Below are 19,210 nucleotides of genomic sequence, written 5' to 3' on the forward strand. Positions count from 1 at the left end.
CGTATAATAAGTTTGTAGCCCAGTAAATTAGGTTACAGACTTATTATACGAGGAGAGTATGTAATGAAAATATCCGTATCAACACCTAGTCGTATATGTCTATTCGGAGAACACCAAGACTATCTTAACTTAGAGGTAATAGCATCTGCTATTAATCTAAGATTCAGGGCTGAGGGAACAAAAAGAGATGATCGTATTATTCATGTTCGCCTAAAAGGGGAAGGAATCAGTAGAGAAGAAGTAATTAATCTAGATGAAGAAATTGTTTACGAGAATAACAGGGACTACATAAAGAGTGCTATCAATGTACTTCGCAGAAATGGTTATAAAATTGAATCAGGATTTGACATTTTTATGGATTCTGATATTCCAATCGGAAAAGGAATGTGTTCATCTACAACAATGGTAGTAGTATTTATCAAGGTTTTACTAGAGTTGATTAATCATGAAGATAAGGATAATCCAGAAAAAATTGCTCTATTAGGATTTGAAGCGGAAGTCACAGAATTCAATGAGCCAGGTGGCCTTATGGACCAATATTCATCAGCTTATGGAGGTCTTCTACACTTAACTTTTGACAAGGATAAAACAGTGGTTGAACCCCTTGATACAGAAATTCCTGGTTGTTTTATACTTTTTGATTCTCTAGAAGATAAGCAGACTACTAAGGTATTGGCTAGTGCTAAATATCCAGTTCTTGAAGCCCTAGATGAACTAAAACAATATGGTATAAACAGTATTAGAGATTTTGTTAATGACGAAAAAAATCTTGCTTATCTAGAAAAATTGTCACCAGCAAAATTAGTTAAGGTTAAGGCAAATATTGATAACTATAAAACTTTGAAAGAAGCTCAGGAGATGTTTGAAACAGGAGTTGATTCAGTAAAACTAGGGGAACTTCTTAAAAGACATCATGGTAATCTTAGGGACGGACTTGAAATATCAACACCTAAGATTGAAGAAATCCTTGAAACAGCTTATGAAAATGGAGCCCTTGGAGGTAAAATCAATGGTTCTGGCGGAGGTGGCTGTTGTTACGTATACGCTTATGAAAAAGATGCACAGAAAATATTGGATGAAGTATGTGCCAAAGGATATTGGGGTGTAATCCTCAAGCAAGATTCAGGTGTAAGAGTAGATAGTTAATCAATAATGACATAATACAAACGAAGGGATGATTAATATGAAAGCAATCGTATTAGGAGCAGGAAAAGGTACAAGGTTACAATCAGAAAAATATAATATGCCAAAAGTTCTCAGAAAAGCTCATGGCAAGCCATTGATTGAGTATGTTCTAGATGCTTTATCTTTTATAGAGGAAGAAGATACAACAATAGTTGTAGGTTATAAAAAAGAAATGGTTTATGAAGAGATTAAAGGGGATTATAAATTTGTAAGTCAAGATGAACAGTTAGGAACAGGTCACGCTGTTCTAGTTACAGAAGATACGTTTAAAGATTACGATGGACCTATTTTAGTTGCATATGGTGATATGCCCCTATACAAGAAAAGTACATATGAAAAAATGTTTGAAATACATGAAAAAGAGAATGCAACTTGTACTGTTTTGACAGCTGTCATTGATGACCCACCAGCTTATGGAAGAATTATTAGAGATGAAAATGGTCAGATGGAAGGCGTTGTTGAAGCAAAAGATTGTACTAAGGAACAGTTAGCTATAAAAGAGCTAAATGTTGGAGTATATGTTTTTGATAGTAAATTTTTATTTGAAAACCTGAAACTATTGAAGAATGATAATATCCAAAAAGAATATTACTTGACTGATATACCTAAGATGGTTATGGAAAAAGGTGAGAAACTAGTAACTCATACTATCTATAATACTAATGAAGTTTATGGAGTGAATACAGTAGAAGAATTAGAGTTCTGTGAGAAAGTTTTACAAGAAGAAGCTAATTAATATACAGTTTGGTACTGACGTTTAATGTTGACTAATTGACAAGGGAAGGAATGAGCTATATGATTAAATTTGGTACAGGTGGTTGGAGAGCTATAATCGGTGAAGATTTCATCAAGAGTAATTTACAACTTTTATCACAAGGTTTAGCTAATAGAATGATACAAGAAAATGCTAATGAATTTGTTATTGGTTATGATAGAAGATTCTTGTCTGAGAAAAGTGCACAGTGGATGGCAGAAGTTATGGCAGGAAACGGAATCAAAGTGTATTTTATTAATAAGATTGCTCCTACACCAATGATTATGTTCAGTGTTAAAGAAATGAATTTACGTTATGGAGCTGCCATTACAGCCAGCCATAACCCAGCTGATTATAATGGAATCAAGATATTCACTGAAGGTGGACGTGATGCTTCAGCTGAAATTACTAATGAAATTGAAGTTGAAATTGGCAAAATTGAATCGAAACATATAAAAGTAATGAATTTTGATAAAGCTGTTAACGAAGAAAAAGTTGTTATATATAATCCTTTCAATGATTATATAGATACAATAATTAACATGATTGATCTAAAAGCCATAAAAGATAAACAGTTGAAAATATTACTTGACCCAATGTACGGTGTATCCAAGACATCTCTACAAACAATACTTATGACTGCAAGATGTGAAGTTGAATTGATTCATGATAGACATGATACACTTTTTGGTGGTAGATTACCATCTCCAAGTGCTGAAACCTTAGGCAGACTTAAAAATGATGTAGTTGAAAAAGGTTTTGATCTAGGAATCGGTACAGATGGTGATGCTGACCGTTTAGGAATTATTGATGAAAAAGGTAATTTCATTCATCCTAATGAAATTATGGCGCTTCTTTACTACTACTTATTAAAATATAAAAAATGGACTGGTCCAGTTGTAAGAAACTTAGCTACTACACATCTACTTGATAAGATTGCAGAAGGCTTTGGAGAAGAATGCTATGAAGTTCCAGTTGGTTTCAAGCATATTAGTTCTAAGATGGAAGAAACTAATGCACTTATTGGTGGAGAGAGCAGCGGTGGATTAACTATCAGAGGTCATATTAAGGGAAAAGATGGTGTTTTTGCAGCTTCCTTATTAGTGGAAATGATAAGTGTTACTAATAAGCATCTTTCAAAGCTTCTTGATGAGATTCATGAGCAATTTGGCAAATTTGAAATGGCTGAGCATGGATTTGGATTTGATGTTGAAGAGAAAGAGAGATTATTGAAGATTCTATATACAGATAAAAAGATTCCAGAATTCAGCTTTGAAGTTGAAAGAGTAAGTTACATGGATGGAGTTAAAGTCTTCTTCAAAAATGGTGGTTGGATTATTGCTAGATTCTCAGGAACAGAGCCACTACTTCGTGTGTTTGCTGAAATGGATTGTATGGATAAAGCAGAAATTGTTTGTAAGGAAATGAAAGAGTTCTTAGGAATATAGATTATATATTTTATATTATAATAGGAACAATGTTACTAGAATGGAGGGAAATTAGATGAATATATTAGTTACTGGTGGAGCTGGATATATTGGCAGTCATACAGTAGTTCAGCTTTTAGAAGAGGGATATGGAGTAATAATTGTTGATAACTTTTCTAATAGTAAACCTGAGTCATTGAAAAGAGTGAAAGAGATTACAGGAAAAGATTTTAAATTCTATGAAGTGGATTTATTAGATAGAGAAGCTCTTGATAAAGTTTTTGCTGAAAATGAGATTGATGCAGTAATCCATTTTGCTGGTCTTAAAGCAGTAGGAGAATCTGTTTCAATTCCAATGAAGTATTATCATAATAATATTACTGGTACACTTGTGTTATGTGAATTAATGAAGAAACATAATGTGAAGAACATGGTATTTAGTTCATCGGCTACTGTATACGGTATGAATAATGTATCACCTTTAACAGAGGATTTACCTCTTAGTACTACTAATCCTTATGGAAGTACTAAGCTTATGATTGAACAGATTTTAAGAGATATCTATGTATCAGATAATACATGGAGTATTGCTTTACTTAGATATTTCAATCCTATTGGAGCACATATAAGTGGTAGGATTGGAGAAGACCCTAATGGTATACCTAATAATCTTATGCCATATATCACTCAGGTTGCAATTGGCAAACGTGAAGAATTAAGTGTATTCGGTAATGATTATGATACACATGATGGTACTGGTGTGAGAGACTATATTCATGTAGTTGATTTGGCAAGTGGACATCTAAAAGCTCTTAATAAGGTTATAGGTATGAAAGGTATAGAAGCTTATAATCTAGGTACGGGTACAGGCTATAGCGTTCTTGATGTTATTAACAATTTTGAAAAGGCAACTGATGTGAAGGTTCCATATAAGATTATTGAGAGAAGACCTGGAGATATAGGCACATGTTATGCTGATGCTTCAAAGGCTTATAAAGAGTTAGGTTGGAAAGCTGAAAAGAATCTTGAGGATATGTGCAGGGATTCTTGGCGTTGGCAGAGTAATAATCCTAATGGGTATGTTGAATCTTAATTAGATTATGCTATATAAAAAGAGGCTGCATCATTTTATATGAATACAGCCTCTTTAAAATATTTGTTAATAATCTAGACATCTATAATATCTTCTAATAGCAAGAGGATGTCTTCTTTTATGTTCAAGATGAACAGATATTCTTTGACATATAGCTCTCATGACAAATGGAGAAATCAGACCTCTATATTTTTCATCAATATTATCAAATGAGTAATCTTTTGTGTCAAAAACAGTAACGTTTGCACTGATTTTTTGAACAAAGTTATCCACACGATTCATTATCTGACGAGAGTTATCCTCGCCAACAAATAGGATTACACTTGTATCTCTATCTATGACTTCTAGAGTTCCATGGAAGAAATTAGAGCCAGATACGAATTTTGTACGCATCCATTGCATTTCTTCTAGGATACACATGGCATAACAATAAGCCCATCCTTCCAAGTTACCAGAACCTATAAAATATTGTATAGGGGCATCTTTGTATTTTTCAGCATAATCTTCACATTTTGCATCTGCATCCTTTTGTACTTGACAAAGGATAGCAGGAAGGTTTTGGATGTTATTGATAAAATCTTCATAATCATCAAATTCACCTTTATTATACATAAATCTAAGTGAAGCACTGAACCAAAAATAATATGGACCACTATTACCATTCACAACATAATCAACTTTCTTAGACAAAATTGATTCAGGATTTCCAATATATCCAATCACTTTTGCTCCCAGTGTATGTACATAATCTACAGCATCAACAATTTCTTTGGTATCTCCTGACTTTGATTCAATTATAACAATAGTATCTTTGTTAAGATGACAATTACCTAAAGCTACCAAATCAGCAGCATTCTCAACATGAAGATTTAGCGTGGAATGAGATTTTACAATACTTTCTGTTTGTTTTGCATAAGCGATAGTTCCACCAATACCAACAAAGAATAGATTACTATAACCTTCTTTACAGATATTATCGACTATGTTTTCTACGTTTTTAATGATATCCAAACCGCTTTGTTCTGTTTGTAAAAACTCTTTTTCTTTAAAATTAAACACTAAGATTACCTCCTTGTATGATAGTCAAAATTTATACTTGTATTGTAACATAGTATATTGTATCATAATGTTATAATACAATCAAGAAAAATTTATCAGCCAATTTTAACTATTTAGCATAAATTGATTAAATATGCTATAATTATAAGTTGATAAATAGCTTACTAATAAGGTTGACATTAGGTAAAAAACGTAATTTATCTAGAAGGAGATACAATGAAAAGAATTTATCAAGATTATCATATGCACAGCAGCATTTCTCCTGATTCAAATACACCTATGGAAGAGATGTGTCAGGCAGCTATAGACAAAGGATTTCGAGAAATAGCTATTACAGATCACTTTGAATTTTATTCTACAGGAATAATTGGAAACAGATTCAATGAAGCATATTTGGATGAATATTTTAAAATAATATATGAATGTAAAGAAAAATTTGACGGTAGATTAATAATTAAAAAAGGAATTGAATTAGGGCAGCAGCATTTACAATTAGAAATGTCTGATAGAATAGTACAATCATATAAATTTGATTTCGTACTTGGTTCAGTACATAAAATAAAGAATGTAGACCTTAGTCAGATTATGTATAATAATAGTATTATAGATATCTATTGCAAAAGATATTTGGAACAGGTTTATGAGCTTGTTGATAAAGGTGATTTTGACTCTCTTGCTCACTTGGATTTAATTAAGAGATATGCATCAAAAAGAAATGTTGAAGTTAATTTAATTAATTATAGAATTGAATTAGCTCAGATATTTGATCGTTTAATTGAAAGAAATAAAGGTCTGGAAATCAATACTTCAAGTTTACGTCAAGGATTAGACGAGCCCTTCCCATCAATACCAATACTTAAGATGTATAAGTCTATGGGTGGAGAGATAATAACCATAGGTTCAGATTCTCATAATCCATTTGATATTGGTAGAGATTTTGATAAAGTTATCAATATACTTGAAGAAATTGGATTTAGGAATATATATACTTTTGATAATAGAAAAAATCAGCGAATTGAGTTGTAATAAATTCGTTATAATATGTCCTTGTTTTTTTCATTGGATATGATATACTAAAAATGAAGAGGTTAAGAATAATTATATTAAAAAAGGATGAAAGCTATGAATAAAACACCACTTGATAAAAATTCGAGTGTGCCCTTATATCGACAATTGATTGAGTCTATCAAAGAGGATATTAATAGTAATATTCTGAATCCAGGAGATCAGATTCTTACTGAAATAGAGCTAAGTGAAAAATACGAAGTAAGCAGAATTACTGTAAGAAAGGCTATTGCTGAATTAGTAGAAGAAGGTTTTCTTGTTAAACAACAAGGAGTTGGAACTTTTGTTGCAGAGGTTAAACTCGTAAGGAATATGAATAAATTCATGGGATTCAGTATGTCCTGTGAAGTATTAGGAAAAATACCATCTGCTACATTATTATTCGCTGGGTTAATTAATGCAACAGATAGAGATAGACGAGAATTAAGTTTAGATGATAGTGTTACTAACGTATTGTCAATTAAGCGTATACGATATTGTGATGGTGAACCTGTTATGGTAGAGGATACACATTTTCCAACTGAGTATTCTTATCTTTTAACTAATAATCTAGAAGGTTCACTTTATGAACTATTGAATAAACATGATATTGTTCCATCTGTGGGAAAAACAGAATTAGATGTATGTTATGCAACTGATGAAGAAGCTGAATTATTGGATATAGAGAGTAATACGCCATTGTTGCTATTGAGATGTGCCTGTTATGATAAGACAGGTAATTCTATACATAATAGTAGACAAGTGGTTAATCCTAAAAAATTCAAAATGATAATATAGACTGATTTCCTTATGGTAATCAGTTTTTTTATCCTATGGGAAATCTTCTGCTTTATCTCTTATAATATTATTTAATAAACGTTATGATACATTTTAATACCAAAAATACATAATATTAATAAATTAAAATTTGATTATAGAAAAATCAGTAATAAAAAACATATATTTATATAATAATATAATTATATGTTTTTTATTATACAATTATATGTATGAAAAAGCGTAAATTAATTGACTGAATTATTTTGTTAAATTAATATAAAAATATTGGAAGATAATCTACATGAGGCGAAAATGTAAATAATGCACAAAAATAGAATGAAATAATGTATAAAATAAACAAAATATACAATGAAATAAAATTTTCCATTGCAATTGGTATTATAACGTAATATAATAAATGCAAGAAGATATAAAAACACTACTTGTGAAGGGGGCAGTGATTATGATTCGTGTTATTGGATTAGGAGATAATGTAGTTGATAAATATATAAATACTAAAATAATGTACCCTGGTGGTAATGCTTTGAATTTTGCTGTTTATGCAAATATACTTGGTATAGAAGCTTCTTATATAGGTGTTTTTGGTGATGATAACGCTGCAAAACATGTATATCAGACTTCAAAGTCACTAGGAATAAAGTTAGACCATTGTCGATTTTATAAAGGTGAAAATGGCTATTCAAAAGTTAAATTGGAAAAAGGTGATAGAGTATTTGTAGATTCTAATAAAGGCGGGGTATCTGCAAAATATCCGTTAACCTTAAGTGGGGTAGATTTATCTTATATAAGTGAATTTCATATGGTTCATACAAGCTGTTTTAGTTTTATTGAAAAAGAGCTGGCTATCCTAAGACAGTATTCAAAATTTATATCTATGGATTTTTCTAATCGTTACACTAACGAGTATCTAAAGGAATGTTGTAAGTACATTGATTGTGCAAGTATTTCATGTAGTAAAATGAAAGATGAAGATATTATAACATTAATGAAAGATATTATTTCATACGGATGTAAGCATATTGTTATTGCTACCAGAGGAGCAAGAGGGGCATTAGTATTAGTTGATGGGAAATTATATGAACAATCACCTTGTTTGATTGATGCAGTTGATACTATGGGTGCAGGAGATTCTTTCATAACAGCTTTCTTAACTGGGTATATTAATGATATGAAAGAGACAGTAGATTTTTCTGTAGAATCAGGGAATAAAGGATTAACAAAGGTAGAAGAGTATAAAGATGTAGTAATAAGAGCAAATCTATATAAAGCAGCAATATTTTCATCTAAAATTTGTAGTTGTAATGGTGCATTTGGTTTTGGTAAAAGTTATAAAGAATAGAATTGATTTAATTAGAACTAAAAGCTATTTCTCTTTTGTATCTATTTATAAGTACATATTGTTCAAAAGAGAAATTTAAATAAATTATATTTATTTTATTTTCTTAAGATGTAGCCAAAATACTTTATTATTACTATTATGGGAGGACAATAATATGAGAAAAAAATTAGGTAAAAGTTTGATTGGAGTACTATTGATTATAGTCATGATATCTATGACAGCTTGTAGTAAATCTAATGATAATGATGTAAAAGATGAGGAGGAAGTAAAAGAAAAAAAAGTCATTAAATTATTTCACAGATTTCCAGATGAACCTTTTAATACATTTATTGAAGAAACTGTAGCTCAGTATGAAGCTGACCATCCTGATATTGATATTGTTGTTTCAAGTGCACAAAATCAACCTTATAAAGAAAAGATTAAAGTTGTAGTTGGTAGTAATGAGTGTCCAGACGTATTTTTCAGCTGGTCTGGTGAATTTTCAGAACGTTTTTTAAGAGAAGGCTTAATAATGAATCTTACTGAAGCTTTTAATAATGATACAGAGTGGAAGAGTTCTCTTCTGGAATCACAAGTAAATGAATACCGCAGTGGTGATGTTTTATATGGAATACCTTTTAGACTAGATGCTAAGATGATGTTCTATAATATTGATATTTTTAATGAGAATAATCTAGAAGTACCTAAGACTTGGGAGGAATTTATAGAAGTATGTGAAGCGTTAAAAGCTAAAGATATTACACCTATAGCATATGGGAATCAAGATCAATGGCCTTCATCCCACTATATAGGAAGTATCAATCAAATGCTAGTTGACAATGATACCAGATTAAAGGATTTAGACCCAGCCACAGGAGAATTTGTTGATCCTAATTACGTAAAATCACTAGAATATTATCAACAACTAATACCATATTTTAATGATTCGGTTAATGGTTTACCACATGATATGGCTCGTAATAATTTTGCACAGGGTAGAGCAGCTATGTTTTTTGCAGAATTAGTTGAAATACCATATTTGGGAGAAGAAAATGCAGACCTTAATTATGGAATGTTCGGTTTTCCACTTATTGAAGGAGAGGGTGATCCTACACTATTAACTGGTTCACCAGAAGGGTTTGTAATTTCTTCTAAAACAAAATATCCAGAAGAAAGTATAGAATTCCTAAAATACTTTACAGGACCAGAAGTGGGTACAAAAGAAGTTCAACAAGTAGGCTGGTTTAATGCAGGAGTTGGAATTGTTGAAGGACTTGATGACCAAAAATTACTTGAAGCCTATGATGTTATAAAAAATGCAAAAACTATGTCTGGATGGTTTGATGCTTCATTATATTCTACTATTGCAAATGAATATTTAACAGCGGTTTCTGCTTTAACTAATGGAGATATGACACCAGAAGAAGTTATGGAAAAAATACAAAAAGTTGCAAAAGAAGTTAAGGAAACATCTCAGTCAGAAGTTAAAGAATAAAATTATAAGATGTAAGGTGCTCTAGTTCTTATATAGATGCACCTTTCTAATACAGAAAGGTGGTGGACATAATAATGAAAAGGAAAAAAATGGTTCCTTACTATTATATTATACCAGGATTATTGATGGTTTTATTCTTTGTTTATGTACCAGTAATATCTAACTTTGTCTACAGCTTTTTCCATTTATCTTCGTATTCTTCAGGAAAAGTATTTGCAGGATTTGATAATTATATAAAACTTTTTACAAGTGATATTTTTCCTATAATGATTAAAAACAATACAATGTATGCAGTTATTTCATTAATTGTTCAAGTGGGATTTGGTACGATTATTGCGTTATTATTGGAAAGTAAACTTGCTGGAAGACTACGAAATGTATATCGAAATATATATTTTCTACCGGCATTAATATCTTTAACAGCAGTTGGTTTGTTATTTACATTTGTTTATTCACCACAAGTTGGACTACTTAATTCAGCACTTAGAGCAATTGGACTAGATAACCTTACACAATCATGGCTAGGAACTTCTAAAACAGCAATTTATTGTATAATTGCAATGAGTCAGTGGCAGTTCACGGGTTATATCGCTTTACTCATGGTTGTAGCTATACAGAATATACCAAAAGATTATCTAGAGGCAGCAGCTATTGATGGTGCTGGTCCAATAAAAAGAGCAATCAATATTATGATTCCTCTTGTAAAAGAACAATTATTGGTATGTTCCATTATAACCATTATAGGTGCGTTCAAACTTTTCACAGAGGTATATTCAACCACTAGTGGAGGTCCTGGCAATAGTTCACAGGTATTAGGAGTTTTCTTGTATCAAAATGCATTTTTACATGACAAAATGGGTTTAGCAGCTGCAACAGGAGTGCTAATTTTTATAATAACTGTTACTATTTCTGTCATACAAATAGTTGTTACTAAATCAGGTAAAGTATAGGAGGGTAGCCATGTTAACCAGCGAAGTAATACAGGGAAAGAAAACACAAAAAAATAACATATTAAAAGTTGTGTTAAATATATTCTTTATTATCCTAGTAATAAGTATATTCCTGCCTATAATATGGTTACTAATTAACTCATTAAAAAGTAATAATGAACTATTCAATAATTCATTAGCTTTACCTAGTAAATGGCTATTTAGTAACTACGCAGAAGCATGGGGAAAAGGATTATTTGCTTATTTTAAAAACTCTGTTATAGTAAGTTCGATTTCTTTATTATTAATTATTATCATTAGTGCATCATTAGCTTATGGTCTTACTAGATTTAATGTAAAAGGAGGAAATATTATTTTCTTCATAGTTCTTGGAGGTATGGCACTCTCAGAACAAGTTGCATTAGTTCCTCTTTATAAAATGCTGCAAACACTAAATCTATATAATACCTACTTTGCAGTTATTCTGCCTTATATAGCCTTTAGAATACCTTTTACGGTATTTTTAATGAGAGCGTATTTTCTATCGATTCCAAAAGAACTTGAGGAAGCAGCTTATATAGACGGTTATAATAGTTTTCAGATTTTTTATAAAATAATTGTACCTATTAGCAAACCAATATTTGCTTCTTGTGCAATTGTTAATTTGAATTTTGTTTGGAATGAATTTTTATTTGCCAATGTTTTTCTTGAAAGTAAAGAGATTATGACTATACCTATAGGATTAATGACTTTCCAAGGAGATATGAAAGCGAATTATACTGTAATGTTAGCTGGAATTGTTATTGCATCCATTCCAATGATAATGATTTTCCTATTAATGCAAAAGCAATTTATTAGAGGTCTAACCGCAGGTTCTGTTAAAGGTTAGAGGAATACAATTCATTATTTTATGTTTAAATGCATAAAATGATGCTTAAAATAAAGAATGTTTTAACGTTAAACATAACGTTATATAATGTTATATATTAATTATATACATTTATTAAATATAAATTTATAAAATAAAATAAAAAAAGGAGTAATGAAAATGAAAAGAGAACATATTGAGCAAATTAACGCAGCAGTTGAAGCAGTAAAAGCAAAGAAAAAGATTAATCACTTTTATTTTGTAGCTTGTGGAGGATCAATGGCATTAATGATGCCAGCACAATACGTCATGGACTGTGAATGTGAAATACCAGCTACAGTATATACAGCTAATGAATTTATACATCGTATGCCTAAAGCATTAGGAAAGGATTCTGTTGTTATATCCTGTTCAATGCAAGGAAAGACTCCAGAGACAGTGGAAGCTACAAGGTTAGCTAGAGAAAAAGGAGCTTTAACTATTTCAATGTCACATAATGTAGGTTCGCCACTTTGGGAAACAACACAATACCCAATTCATTATGATTGGTTAGAAGAAACAGATATGAGTAACCATAATCATACAATTTTACATTCTTTAGTATTTAATATTCTTAATACTATACAACCTAATGAAAAATATGAAAGAGCTTGTAAATCTATCGAAAAAATGGATGCCATTTTCAAAGCTAATATAGAAAAATATGCTTCAAAAGCATTAGAATTTGGTGAAAATTATAAAAGAGAAGAAATTATTTATACAATGGCTAGTGGAGGTAGTTATGGTCCTGCATACTCATTTGCAATATGTTTATTAATGGAAATGCAATGGGTTAACTCTAATTGTATACATTCAGGAGAATACTTCCATGGACCATTTGAAATTACTGATTATGATGTACCATTTATCATAGTAAAAGGTATTGATCAAACAAGATATCTTGACGAAAGAGCACATAAATTCTGTGAAAAATTCTCAGATAAGATTACATTAATTGATGCAGCAGATTTTGATATGAAAGATATGGATGAAGATCTTAAAGGTTATTTTGCATCATTAGTTGTAGGGGTTGTTCTACGTGGATATGCAGATGCTCTTGCTGATTTTAGAGGGCATCCATTAACTGTTAGAAGATATATGTGGAGAATGGAATATTAATTATACGTAACACGTCACGATGTTTTATAGAAAAGTGACTAGTCTAAAGTAGAACAAGCTGATATCGTAATATAATTATTGCGGTGTCAGTTTTTCTCTATCTGTTATTAAATTCCTTTATGACATAGGAGGAAAGATCATGGGTGTTCGGCTTAGTAAAGATAAATTAACCAGCTATTTTTTTACAATCATAAGTTGCTTTTTTTTTGCGTTAGCAATTAATCTTTTTATTAAACCTAATCATATTGTTGGTGGAGGAGTAACGGGTGTCGCTCTAGTAATTAATAGATATATACCTTGGGGCATTGGCTTAATTGCTTATTTATTAAATATACCTATTATGATTATGTCTTTTAGGATAAAAGGCGTGTCTTATACTATAAAATGTTTAATTGTAACAACCTTATTAAATTTCTTAATTGATGCATTAGCTTTTTTACCAGCTATGACAAATAACCCTCTAATCGGTGCAGGTTATGGAGGTGTTTTCTTTGGCATATCAATTGGGTTAAACTATAGATATAATGTATCAAGCGGAGGTACAGAACTTCTAGGACAACTCATTATTACCAAGTTTAAGCATATAACCATTGGGAAAATATTAATTATTATCGATGGATGCATCGTGCTTATTGGTAGTTTAATATTAAATAATCCTGAAAATGTTCTTCTAGCGTTAATGATGATTTTTGTTGGTGGCAAGGTAAGTGACTTAGTTGTTAATGGCTTTGATTATGTTAGAATGTGTTATATTATCACAGCTCATGAAGATGAAGTTGCTTCTGAGTTAATGCGACAATCTAATAGGGGTATAACGAAATTAAATGGAGTTGGAATGTATAGTAAAAAAGATTATGGTGTACTAATGACTGCGGTTTCAAAACAGCAGTTTACACGTGTAAAAGAAAGTGTTCTAAGAGTTGATAGAAATGCCTTTGTTATAATAGTTAATACAAGTGAGGTAATAGGTAAGGGATTTAAATAGAATAAGGTTTCTTTTAACCATAAAATTTTCAGTAGAATATACAACTCTGCTTAGCTTCCATTACAGTTAAACAGAGTTGGTTTTATAATTTATAGTGATTAAGTTTATTATAATTAAGCTAATATTTTCATTAAGAGATTTGGGATTAATAGTGCTATAGCCATTCCATAGAGCAGGTCAAGCCATACAACTGATCCTAAAGCACCTATGTATATTAAAACTACTATTGGAAAACATAAAATCTTAGTCAGCCAATTAGTGTCTTTACTTTTAATTAGTTCCCATATATTATTAGCATCTCCCCTGCTTGGGAATGCATGCATAGCTATAGAAATTCCTAACCAAATGAGGAAAAAATCTAGTAAATCACCGGAATTGAATCTCAGAACGGGTATTGCTGCTGACATAGCTATTAGGGCAGCTAATATTGTATTTATAATAAATGGTCCAACACTGATTAATACGTGTTGATAAACTTTTTTTGGTTCTTCATGTACAACATAACCACACGGATTAGCAAATCTGAAATAACAAACATCAAAAACAGCAACTCTTGAAATTCTACAGAAGAATTGATGTGCCATTTCATGTACTATTACTCCAGGAAAAGTAGCTAGTGATATTATTTGACCGGGTATTAACATGTTTTTAATTCCTTTCTTCTATTCTTGTGATTCTTAATCTAAGCTTTCTATAAATTCCTTATCTATAGGACTAATGTCATCATGTTCTTTAATAATATTTAAGATTTCATTTCTCTCCTCTATCATATCATTATAATGATATGTTTCTGCTAAAGTCTCCATTATAGAAAGATTGTCTGAATCAAGTTTATAAGCTTTTTCAATATATTCAAGTGCTTTTTTGTCATTTAATCTTTTTAATTCTATTCTTGCTAATGCAGCATATGCTCCTGCTGATTCTACGTTCATATCAAGAATATGATTACAGTGAGATATTGCAGAATCATAGTTTTCTAGTTCTCTCTCAATTGCTGCCATACATATTAGGGCATATTGGTTGTTTGGATGTTGTCTCAACATTATTTCCATGTAATATTTTGCTTGTTCATAGTTACCTTGAGTACAGTAGAGGTCAGATAACATATAAGCAGTCATATTATTATTAGGGTGTACATTAATATATTCAGTTAATTTTTGTATTTTTATATCATCTGTATCAGTTTCGATTATATCTATAAGATTACTAAGTTCACCATCTAGCACATAGATATCTTGCAGATCAAGACTTATATCATCTATTTGATCATATAGTTTTTCATTATCAATTGTAGTACCTTCTAGAGCTATTAATAGGTCAATAACGTCAGCATAATTACCATTGTAATATTGAGCTATAATTATTTTGGATTTTATATTTCCTGAGTTATTATACTGTTCATTTGCCTTTTTATATTCCTCTAAAGCTGTAGAATATTTCTTTTGTTCTTCTGCCTGTTTACCTCTTTCATAAGCTATTGCACCTTTCATTGTTGTTGGAAATCTCATCAATGAATAAATGACTAATCCTATAACAATCAAAAATACGAACTTGATTGATGGAGGAATAGGTCTTTTGGAAAGCTTGTCTCGACAATCTTTACATAAATTGAATTTGTAGCCTTCTTCAACAATAGAACTTCCACAGTTTTCACAACCATAATGATAGGTCTGGTCATAAAAATTGCCATAGTTATATTCGTTGTTCATGTTCTCCTCTGACATAAAAGTCTCCTCTCCTGTATATTTCCTCGTATAGCTATACTAAATATTGTTCTGCTATATAAATGAAAACTTAACCAAGATTATATTGTCATTTGATAATATGAGTTAATTTATCGCATATCAAAACAATGCCAGTAAATGTATCGGCATAATTATTATTAAAATTAGTATTAATTCTAATAAAATATTGTAATTATAGATTGTATTCAAAATTACCATCTTTAAAATATATAACAGTAGAATTACAGCATATCTATCCAAAAAAGATTGTAAAAGGTATATTTAACAAGGTAAACCTGACAAGTATCTATGGGTTTGTATTATATCACCAATTTATTTCCCAGTGATCATGTATCCTCTTCTGTTTTTATTGATTAAACAAATTATCATATTCTTTCTTACTTACTTTTACAACCCCTACCAAATCATTAGCTTCATTACGAATAGCCTTAGTATTGACTAACCCATTAGGATGGGTAAATAGAAAATAGCTGTTATCATCTTTTTTATCATAGAAACTTTTAACTGTTTTACCATCATAATAAAACATATCTTTATCTTTTTCATATATCAAACCATATTTTTCATATATTGAATATTTATTTGCTACTTTATCAGTTCGCTTGTTATCTTTATTTTCTTCAGCAATATTGGTGGAGATAGATTTATCTTCTTGTTTAGGTACAGGGATTTGATTGCTTTCGGTTGATCCCAATATTTTATCTGCTTCATCTTTACTCACTAAGGTAATACCTATCAACTCATTGTTTTTATTACGAAGAGCCTTGAGATTCAATTCACCACTGGGACGAATTATAAAGTAATATTTTTTTTCATCACTAAGTTTGTCAAAAAAGCATTTAACTGTTTTATTGTTATAATAAAATTTATCTTCATCTTCATTATAGGTCAAACCAAATTTCTCATATATAGCAGAATCTTGTTTGATTTTCCCTATACGTTTATCTTCAAATTCATTTCGTTCAGGTGATTTTACTTCAATTTGTTCAGTGATAATATTATTTTTTTCTTTAACTTGCTCTTTAGCATTAGAATTACTAGTAGCTAAAACTTCTCCTGTAGTTATAGTAGCTATAATAATAAAACCTAATATAAGAAAGCCTAATTTTTTCTTCGTACCATTCATGATAGAAATAATCCTCTTCTTCATACTACTTTTTCCTCCATAAAAATTAGTTGATAATGCAGTTTGATACCTTGTTTGTCTTCTGCTTGCATTAATAATTGTCTCAGCATATAGCTTTTTACCTTTTATATCCAAATATTTTGTTACCCTTTCATCACATGAGATCTCACATTGTCTATTGGTTATTTTCGCAATAAAATATACCATCGGATTAAACCAGTGAATACCTATAACCATTAACATTATTGCTTTGAATAATATATCTTTTTGTTTGTAGTGAATCAACTCATGTCTTAATACCAGGGATATTTCACTATAGGACATCTTGTTTTCGGGTAACAATATTAATGGTTTATAAAATCTAACAAGCATTGGAGTTGAGATACATGGGCATATTTTAATGTTGACCCTATGATTAATATTCATATTTGCCTTTAATTCTTCTAATAAGTCTAAGATTGAAATTGATTCAACTTCCTCATTCCACCTGTTTATCATTTTCATAAAATGAATATGTCGCAATATATAATAAGTCATACAAACAGCACAACCAGCCAGCCAAATGATAAATGCAACTTGAAACCAATGTATTTGGGGGGAATTCATAGATATAGAACTGGTATCTTCAACTATTGTACTAGTTGTAAATTCTATATCAGGGTTAACAATTGGTGTATTGATATAACTAGCTGTTGGTGGGTTAATTTCAATCAATGGATTACTGAATTGTGGTCTAAAGGGAATCAAAAGTCCGAAAATTATAATCAACCATCCAAAATAAATAGATCTAGCAGAGTATTTTTTTGATAGTAAAGGCTCTAAAACCATATATAACAATGCAATGGCTGACATGGTTATAGAACTTGTTATTAGAGCTGTCATAAAATATTCCAAATCATTCCCCCCAGTCTTTTAGCAAAGCTGACAATTCCTCTATATCTTTATCTTTTAGTTTTTTATCATTATATAATGTATTCACTAGGCTTATTATTGAGTTCTCATGAAATCTTTCTATAAAATTTTCTGTCTCGAATTTTAGATAATCTTCTTTTGTGACTAATGGCAGATAGGTTCGTTCCTTACCTTTTTTCTCTGTACTTAGGAATTCTCGTTTTACAAGTCTATTTAACATAGAAATCAGTGTTTGAACTTTCCATTTCTTTTTCTCGCCTAATCTCTCCATAAGTATGTTGGTAGTTATAGGTGGTGTAGTTTTCCAAATCTCATTCATTATTACAAATTCCGCATCTGGTAATTTTTTTTTACTGTTCAAGATATCATCTCCTTTTTAAGGCAAGAACATATAATAGATGTGTTCTTTGAATCATATTATACATTTGTCTAAAATGGATGTCAATAGATTTAAATAAATTTCTTAGACATTTGACTAAAACCCATATTGATTATATATGTCAAGTATTATAAACACTATATTTTAGATGGTTAAAAACTTCCTGAATAATTTTCCTTATTAAAACACCTACTAATAATAAAATAATAAAAATAACATTAATAAGGAGTTAAACATGCTTAAATGGATTATATCATCAACTTTTATAATTGTAGCCCTTAAAACATATAATATAATCTGTAAAATACCATCAACATGGTTATTTCACCATTATAACGAGAGGGTAGATTACTTTAGAAGATTAAATAAAAAACTAAAACCAGGGGGTATTGTGTTCATAGGAGATTCACTAACTGAACATTTCATGGTATCAGAATTCTATCCAGAACACTATGTAATTAATAGAGGAATATCTGGTGATACTACTTATGGCGTTCTATGCAGATTAAAGGAGAGTGCCTTTGACTTACAACCTAAAAAGGTCTTCTTGCTTATAGGAATAAATGATATAGGTAATGAAAAAGAATCTAGATATATAATAAATAATACTAAGGTGATTATAAAAAAATTAAAAAACAGATTACCAAAAACTAAGATTTATGTTCAATCAATATATCCAGTCTACAAAGATGTTAATAATAGAATCAAGAAGAGGATTGTAGGAAACAGAGATAACAAGCAGATACAGATAATAAATAGACAATTATATAGAGTATCAAAAAGATATAATTGTACTTATATAGATATGAATAAAAAATTAAGAGATAAACGTGGTCAGCTAAAATATGAATATACAACAGAAGGTTTACATTTATCCCCATGCGGATATGAAAGAGTTGCTAGAGAACTAGAAAAGTATCTTTAATAAAAAT

General features: G+C 30.3%; 18 protein-coding genes. 13 read left to right on the forward strand and 5 right to left on the reverse strand.

Annotated features, from left to right (window positions below; genetic code table 11):
- The first annotated feature begins 63 nt into the window (after positions 1–63).
- From AACQ14_RS16450 to galE, 4 genes are read left to right on the forward strand one after another with little or no spacing between them, the layout of a single operon-like run.
- Complete coding sequence (locus tag AACQ14_RS16450; RefSeq protein WP_339364681.1) at positions 64–1,146, forward strand: GHMP family kinase ATP-binding protein; 1,083 nt, start codon at positions 64–66, stop codon at positions 1,144–1,146.
- A 37-nt stretch (positions 1,147–1,183) separates the two neighbouring features.
- Positions 1,184–1,921, forward strand: a complete 738-nt coding sequence (locus AACQ14_RS16455; protein WP_193774616.1) for a sugar phosphate nucleotidyltransferase — start codon at positions 1,184–1,186, stop codon at positions 1,919–1,921.
- Between the two features lie 59 nt (positions 1,922–1,980).
- Positions 1,981–3,387 carry a phosphoglucomutase/phosphomannomutase family protein gene (locus tag AACQ14_RS16460; protein ID WP_339364682.1) on the forward strand — a complete coding sequence of 469 codons (1,407 nt, stop codon included), beginning with the start codon at positions 1,981–1,983 and terminating at the stop codon, positions 3,385–3,387.
- Positions 3,388–3,442: 55 nt separating this feature from the next.
- Entirely contained in the window at positions 3,443–4,459 is a 1,017-nt protein-coding gene (galE, locus tag AACQ14_RS16465; RefSeq protein ID WP_339364683.1) for a UDP-glucose 4-epimerase GalE, read from the forward strand.
- A 66-nt stretch (positions 4,460–4,525) separates the two neighbouring features.
- Here the strand turns inward: galE and AACQ14_RS16470 are convergent, their stop codons facing one another.
- Positions 4,526–5,518 (reverse strand): SIS domain-containing protein, encoded by a 993-nt coding sequence (locus tag AACQ14_RS16470; protein WP_339364684.1) that lies wholly within the window; start codon positions 5,516–5,518, stop codon positions 4,526–4,528.
- 216 nt (positions 5,519–5,734) lie between these two features.
- On the opposite strand from AACQ14_RS16470, the gene AACQ14_RS16475 reads away from it, so the two are divergent.
- The 8 genes from AACQ14_RS16475 (at position 5,735) to AACQ14_RS16510 (ending at position 14,116) form a co-directional block, all read left to right on the forward strand.
- The gene (locus AACQ14_RS16475) at positions 5,735–6,544 is read left to right on the forward strand and encodes a histidinol-phosphatase HisJ family protein (protein ID WP_339364685.1); all 810 of its coding nucleotides are present in this window, start codon (positions 5,735–5,737) and stop codon (positions 6,542–6,544) included.
- Positions 6,545–6,640: 96 nt separating this feature from the next.
- Positions 6,641–7,360 carry a GntR family transcriptional regulator gene (locus AACQ14_RS16480; protein WP_339364686.1) on the forward strand — a complete coding sequence of 240 codons (720 nt, stop codon included), beginning with the start codon at positions 6,641–6,643 and terminating at the stop codon, positions 7,358–7,360.
- A gap of 445 nt (positions 7,361–7,805) precedes the next feature.
- Positions 7,806–8,702 (forward strand): PfkB family carbohydrate kinase, encoded by an 897-nt coding sequence (locus tag AACQ14_RS16485; RefSeq protein WP_339364687.1) that lies wholly within the window; start codon positions 7,806–7,808, stop codon positions 8,700–8,702.
- A 154-nt stretch (positions 8,703–8,856) separates the two neighbouring features.
- The gene (locus AACQ14_RS16490) at positions 8,857–10,176 is read left to right on the forward strand and encodes an ABC transporter substrate-binding protein (protein ID WP_339364688.1); all 1,320 of its coding nucleotides are present in this window, start codon (positions 8,857–8,859) and stop codon (positions 10,174–10,176) included.
- A 74-nt stretch (positions 10,177–10,250) separates the two neighbouring features.
- A complete protein-coding gene (locus tag AACQ14_RS16495; protein WP_339364689.1) occupies positions 10,251–11,126 on the forward strand; it encodes a carbohydrate ABC transporter permease in 876 nt (291 codons plus the stop codon).
- A gap of 10 nt (positions 11,127–11,136) precedes the next feature.
- A complete protein-coding gene (locus AACQ14_RS16500; protein WP_339364690.1) occupies positions 11,137–11,994 on the forward strand; it encodes a carbohydrate ABC transporter permease in 858 nt (285 codons plus the stop codon).
- A 159-nt stretch (positions 11,995–12,153) separates the two neighbouring features.
- Positions 12,154–13,131: an SIS domain-containing protein gene (locus AACQ14_RS16505; RefSeq protein WP_339364691.1), complete on the forward strand. Its 978-nt coding sequence runs from the start codon at positions 12,154–12,156 to the stop codon at positions 13,129–13,131.
- 139 nt (positions 13,132–13,270) lie between these two features.
- Entirely contained in the window at positions 13,271–14,116 is an 846-nt protein-coding gene (locus tag AACQ14_RS16510; RefSeq protein ID WP_339364692.1) for a YitT family protein, read from the forward strand.
- A gap of 113 nt (positions 14,117–14,229) precedes the next feature.
- Here AACQ14_RS16510 and AACQ14_RS16515 read toward each other — a convergent pair whose 3' ends face one another.
- The 4 genes from AACQ14_RS16515 to AACQ14_RS16530 form a co-directional block, all read right to left on the reverse strand.
- Complete coding sequence (locus AACQ14_RS16515) at positions 14,230–14,760, reverse strand: metalloprotease family protein (RefSeq protein ID WP_339364693.1); 531 nt, start codon at positions 14,758–14,760, stop codon at positions 14,230–14,232.
- A 33-nt stretch (positions 14,761–14,793) separates the two neighbouring features.
- Entirely contained in the window at positions 14,794–15,840 is a 1,047-nt protein-coding gene (locus AACQ14_RS16520) for a tetratricopeptide repeat protein (protein WP_339364694.1), read from the reverse strand.
- 367 nt (positions 15,841–16,207) lie between these two features.
- Positions 16,208–17,881 (reverse strand): M56 family metallopeptidase, encoded by a 1,674-nt coding sequence (locus tag AACQ14_RS16525; protein ID WP_339364695.1) that lies wholly within the window; start codon positions 17,879–17,881, stop codon positions 16,208–16,210.
- A gap of 1 nt (position 17,882) precedes the next feature.
- Complete coding sequence (locus AACQ14_RS16530; protein WP_339364696.1) at positions 17,883–18,260, reverse strand: BlaI/MecI/CopY family transcriptional regulator; 378 nt, start codon at positions 18,258–18,260, stop codon at positions 17,883–17,885.
- A gap of 253 nt (positions 18,261–18,513) precedes the next feature.
- Between AACQ14_RS16530 and AACQ14_RS16535 the strand changes: the two genes are divergently transcribed.
- Positions 18,514–19,203, forward strand: coding sequence for a GDSL-type esterase/lipase family protein (locus AACQ14_RS16535; RefSeq protein ID WP_339364697.1), 690 nt, complete (start codon positions 18,514–18,516; stop codon positions 19,201–19,203).
- Positions 19,204–19,210: the final 7 nt, after the last annotated feature.

Source organism: Vallitalea maricola, from assembly GCF_036985595.1.
Lineage (GTDB): Bacteria > Bacillota > Clostridia > Lachnospirales > Vallitaleaceae > Vallitalea > Vallitalea maricola.